Consider the following 1723-nt stretch of genomic DNA (forward strand, 5'->3'; position numbering starts at 1 on the left):
ATCCTCGGCATCGGGGCCGGCTCGGGCACGCACGGCCAACTGCTCATCTACGCCGATATGGTCGGCATGTACGATAATTTCACCCCGAAATTCGTCAAGAAATACGCCAATGTCGGCGAAGTGCTCACCGGCGCGTTTGCCGAATACGTCAAAGAAGTGCGGGCAGGCCAATTCCCGGTGGACGCCGAGCATACGTACAAGATGCCGGAAGAGGAAATCGCCGCGCTGGCCAAGATTCTGGCCGAGCAGAAATAACGGCCAAAACTGACGAGGCGACCGACATGAAAAAGGCCAAGGTCAACCTGCAGACAATCAGCAGAAGCATCCAGGTTCTGCGATGTTTCGATAATGAAGCGGACCTCGGGATAACCGATATCGCCAAACAGCTCGGGTTGGCCAAGAGTACGGTCTTCGGGATCGTATCCACCTTAGAGTGTAACGGTTTTTTGGAACAGGACAGCTGCACTGGTCGCTACCGATTGGGCGCCGAGCTTTTTCGTCTCGGGACAAGGGTGAAAGCGGATTTGCTCAGTCTCTGCAAGCCCTATATGGAGAAGCTGGTCGCAGCTTACCGCGAAACGGTCCACCTGGTTATCCCCGACCAGTGCAGCATCCTGTATATCCATAAGATCGAGAGCCCGCACTCGATGAGGATATGTTCGAAGGTGGGCGAAAGACAGCCTCTCTATTGCACCGGCGTGGGCAAGGCCATCCTCGCCCACCTTGGGGAAAGCGACCGAAAAGCGATAACAGACAAAATGAATTTTGTAAAGCTGACCCCTTTCACCGTCGGCAATATGGATACTCTAAGCCAAGAGCTCGCCGGTATCAAGGCGAAGGGTTTCGCGGTCGACCGCGAGGAGTTGGAGGTGGGCCTGATCTGTGTGGCGGCGCCCGTTTTCGACAGCTTCGATAAACCTGTAGCCGCCATCAGTGTCGCCGGACCGGCCATCAGGATGACCGACCGGGTAATCGAGGAAATTGCCGGAACCCTGACGGCGTATACCTGCGAGTTATCCGGCAAGCTTGGGTACTTGCAGGGTGCATGCCGCTAAACATAGAGCGTTCTTTTTTGACGCTATCTGCGAACGGCGTTCGTATCACGCGAACCAACAAAAATTATCAGAAGGAGATTATCGATGGCGAGGATACTTGATGGCAACTTATTCGCGGGCTTAATCCGGGAAGAGGTTGTCGCCGGTGTGGCTTCCCTAAGAGGCCGTTTCGGCGTTGCGCCCGGCCTGGCGGTGGTTATCGCCGGCGAAGATCCGGCGTCCAAAGTTTATGTAGGCCGCAAGCACAAGGCGTGCGAGGAATGCGGAATTTACTCGGAGGTTATCAGGCTGGCCGGCGATACGGGTGAAGAAGAGCTGCTGTCGGTCATCGACGGCCTCAACGCCGACCCGGCCGTCCACGGCATCCTCGTCCAGCTGCCCCTGCCGAAGCACATCAATACCGAAAAGGTGCTTGACCGCATCCGGCCGGACAAGGATGTCGACGGGTTCCACCCCCTCAACGTCGGCAACCTCACCATCGGCCGCGAGGCCCTCGTCCCCTGCACGCCCCACGGCGTCATCAAGATGCTGGAGCTTGAGGGCATACCCATCGACGGCAAGCGGGCCGTCATCATCGGCCGCAGCAATATTGTCGGCAAACCGATGGCCAGCCTGCTGCTGGCCAGGAACGCCACCGTTACCGTCTGCCACTCCCGCACCGCCGACCT

The 1723-nt window shown here is 57.7% G+C and carries 3 protein-coding genes; all 3 read left to right on the forward strand.

Features of this window, described 5'->3' with window-relative positions; genetic code table 11:
- Window positions 1–255 (forward strand): 3-methyl-2-oxobutanoate hydroxymethyltransferase (locus RIN56_20595; protein MDR7869193.1); only part of this gene is annotated, 255 nt, incomplete at its 5' end.
- 26 nt (window positions 256–281) lie between these two features.
- Complete coding sequence (locus RIN56_20600) at window positions 282–1055, forward strand: IclR family transcriptional regulator (protein MDR7869194.1); 774 nt, start codon at window positions 282–284, stop codon at window positions 1053–1055.
- An 84-nt stretch (window positions 1056–1139) separates the two neighbouring features.
- Window positions 1140–1723: tetrahydrofolate dehydrogenase/cyclohydrolase catalytic domain-containing protein (locus tag RIN56_20605; protein MDR7869195.1), on the forward strand; the 584-nt coding region annotated here is incomplete at its 3' end.

The sequence above is a fragment of the Sporomusaceae bacterium genome (genome assembly GCA_031460455.1).
In the GTDB taxonomy this organism is placed as follows: Bacteria; Bacillota; Negativicutes; order Sporomusales; family UBA7701; genus Anaeroselena.

Excerpts from the sequence above, each read along its gene's own strand:
- RIN56_20600 (MDR7869194.1), top strand. The coding sequence starts at position 282 with ATGAAAAAGGCCAAGGTCAACCTGCAGACAATCAGCAGAAGCATCCAG.